Origin of the sequence: Sphingobium sp. (assembly GCF_041987595.1) — a bacterium.
Lineage (GTDB): Bacteria > Pseudomonadota > Alphaproteobacteria > Sphingomonadales > Sphingomonadaceae > Sphingobium.
In genome coordinates this window covers 1-3,076 of record NZ_JBHIWJ010000190.1, presented here as the reverse complement: position 1 = coordinate 3,076, position 3,076 = coordinate 1, and the positions used below count along the sequence as shown (strand labels likewise).

At 62.5% G+C, this 3,076-nt stretch carries 2 protein-coding genes and 1 pseudogene; all 3 read right to left on the bottom strand.

Annotated features, from left to right (window positions below; genetic code table 11):
• A pseudogene (locus ACFC3J_RS22610) lies at window positions 1-208 on the bottom strand (oxidoreductase); the annotation flags it as partial.
• Entirely contained in the window at window positions 205-2,592 is a 2,388-nt protein-coding gene (locus ACFC3J_RS22605) for a glycoside hydrolase family 3 protein (RefSeq protein WP_375198163.1), read from the bottom strand. The gene ACFC3J_RS22605 and the pseudogene ACFC3J_RS22610, both read right to left, overlap by 4 nt.
• Before the next feature lie 71 nt (window positions 2,593-2,663).
• Window positions 2,664-3,076 (bottom strand): LLM class flavin-dependent oxidoreductase (locus ACFC3J_RS22600; protein ID WP_375198162.1); only part of this gene is annotated, 413 nt, incomplete at its 5' end.

The window sequence follows — 3,076 nt, the reverse complement described above, 5'->3', positions numbered from 1 at the left end:
CGGCCAGCGCGATCACGTCGATCCGCTGCTCATCGGCCTGACGCAGCCGCACCACATAGGTCTCCTCGCCCCCGTCTGCAGCAAAATGGATTATGCCGTCCTGCTCGCCCGCCTCGACCAGCTTCCACTGGTCAGCATAGAAGGCACGCTCGGCCTCCAGATCGGGAACGCCGTAGCCCACAAAACGGATTTCGGTGACGCGGCTCATGCTGTTTGCTCCGGGACAGAAAGGAAAAGATTGAAGGCGGTGTCGGTCGCAGACCGGCCCGCGAAAAGTTGAGGATCGGCTATATCCTGCCAACCGTCCGACCAGATCTGGAGACGACGGCGGGGAATTCCGATTGTGACTTCGCGCTTTTCATGGGGGGCGAGATGAACCTTGGCGAAACCGGCCAGTGCAAGCTCCGGCGCGCGGCGGTAAATCTGGATGACTTCGCTGCCGGGACGGCTGGAACGGTTTTCAACCATTACGGTGATGGTGACGCCGCCGTCGGTCTGCCAATTGGCGTGGGCATCCGTGAAACCAATCTCGGCATAGCCAAAGCCCGCGCCCAGCGTGTGGCGAGGACCGATCATGCCACGATAGCCCAAGCGGGTGCCCTCGCTGTAGTGCAGGTCGCCATTGGGATCCGGATTCAGCGAATAGGCCGGATAGTCTGCCTCCTGATATGCTATCGATACCGGCATGCGTCCGCCCGGCTCACGGTCTCCGGCAAGCACCTGCGCTATTGCATGGCCAAAGCCTTCCCCAGGATACCAGGCGACCAGCAGCGCGGCAGCCTCATCCTCCCAACGGGTATCGAAAGCGTGGCCGACATTGGCGATAATGGCGGTGCGCGGATTGGCGGCGGTGATGGCCTCAATCAACGCAATCTGCTCGGTGGGCAGATGAGTGTCCGCACGATCCTTGCTTTCGACGCTGGCGTCGGAGGTTTCGCCGACGATCAGAATGACCGCGTCGGCTTCACTTGCCAGGGCGACGGCGCGGGCGAGCATCGCTTCGGGCGTATCGGGCCGACGGATGCCGTACCAAAGACCGTGGACGCGAGCAGGGTCATAGGTGAAATCGACCTCAACCAGATGTTCTTCACCCGCCTTGAGCGCGATCTCGACATGGCGGGCGTCGCCGCTCTTGAGCTTGCCCATCACGTCAGAGGAGGGGACAGGCTCCTTCTGGGCGAGAATTTCCTGCCCGTCGAGCTGCATGACAACCGGGCCGGTGGCGCCCAGATAAAAGAGATGCGCACCGTCTTCTTCGGCACGGAAAATCCCCCTCGCCACGATGCGCGCCGGCCGGTTCAGGGTAGCTGAATCGTCATGAACGCCCGCAAACCAGACCAGCGAATTGGTATCGCGGGTTTCGCTGGCGCGAGGCGCGGCGGCAGGATCCTGACCGTCATAATAATCGATGGTCATGCCGCTGACGGCGTTATCCCCCAGATCGCGCACCGGTTTGACCGGCATCGCGGGCAGGCGGGGCTGAGGATCAACGCCCGGCTCATAATCGATGCGGCAATGGGGCTCGTAACGGGCGCGGATTGCATCCAGAGGACGGGCCGCGTCAGGCGCGACCGCGATTTTCGCAAATGTTCCCCCTTGATAGCAGGGTGCAGCGGCATTTGGGCCGATGATCGCGACATGCTTGTCCCGACCGGGAACGAGGGGCAGCAGGCCGCCCTCATTCTTCAGCATCACGAACCCCGCTGCGGCGGCTTCGACGAGCAGTGCATCAGCTGCGGCGCCGGTGATGGGGCTGCGCTTTTCACCCTTGAAGCGGCGGGCCGCGATGGCGACGCGGTCAGCTGCATCGGTGATGCGTTCAGCGGCAATTTGCCCTTGAGCCCAGGCCTCTGCGGCTTTTGAGCCCAGAAAACGGGCCGGGCCGGGCATCTCCAGGTCAAGCCCGGCGTTGAACGTGGCGACCGTCGAATGGGTGCCGAACCAGTCGCTCATCATGACGCCGGGGAACTTCCATTCGCCCTTGACGATGGTGGTGATGACATGATGCTGCTCGGCGCACCAGTCTCCGTTAAGGCGGTTGTAGGCGGTCAACATCCCCCCGACGCCTGCCTGCGCACAGAGTTCGAACGGCAGAAGATAGACTTCACGCAACGTCCGTTCATCGACGACAGCGTTCATCTGGTCACGGTCGGTCTCGCTGTCGTTGCAGACGAGATGCTTGACGACCGACGCCGTCCCCGTCGACTGCAGACCGATAGCCCATGCCGCACCCAAAACGCCCGCAAGCAGCGGCTCTTCGGAAAAATATTCAAAGGCGCGGCCCGCAAGCGGGCTGCGGGCAAGGTTCACATTGGGGGCAAGGACCATGTCCACACCCATCCGGATCGCCTCGCCGCCGACAAGTGCGCCGATGCGTTCGTTCAGCTCCACATCCCAGCTTGCCCCCAAGGCGGTGGGGCAGGGGGTAAGCAGGGCGATGTCGCGTTCATCGACGCGACCGCTGGCGACGCCCATCGGCCCATCGGCCATGGCGAGCGAGGGAATATCCGCTTCCGGATAGCCTACGGTGGTCCACATGGTTGCGCCCGCGCTCATCGCGAGGCGCTGGTCGAGCGTCAGATTATCGGTCATGCGGCATGTTCCGCCATGGCATACTCCTCAAAAACGGCGCGACCTTCTGCTGGACCGCGCTCATTTCACTTTCACTCGGCCGGGACGGTCGCCTTGAAGGCCGGCATCACCTTTTCGGAGAGAAGCTTCAGCGTCTGATCGCCCAGCGCGAGGCGTTCTTCGGTCAGCGGGCCTGTGGTGGTGCCGCACAGGATGTTGCCGATACCCAGTTCCTCATAAGGCTTCAGATGCTCGATGATGGTTTCGGGCGAGCCATAAAGACACCATGTGCCAATCCAGTCCTCGGTCAGCGCGTTGGGCGTGCGGTCCGTCTTCCTGTTGGCATCGTCCGATTCCGCGCGGGCGTTGAATTCGGCCTCGCGTTCGATCGCGCTCTGATAGGAGCGCAGAATGATTTCCAGTTCTTCGCGCGCTTTCTCATCGGTTTCAGCGACATGCACGACCTGATAGGTGTGGGTGGTCCAATCGAGCGCTCGGGCGATGG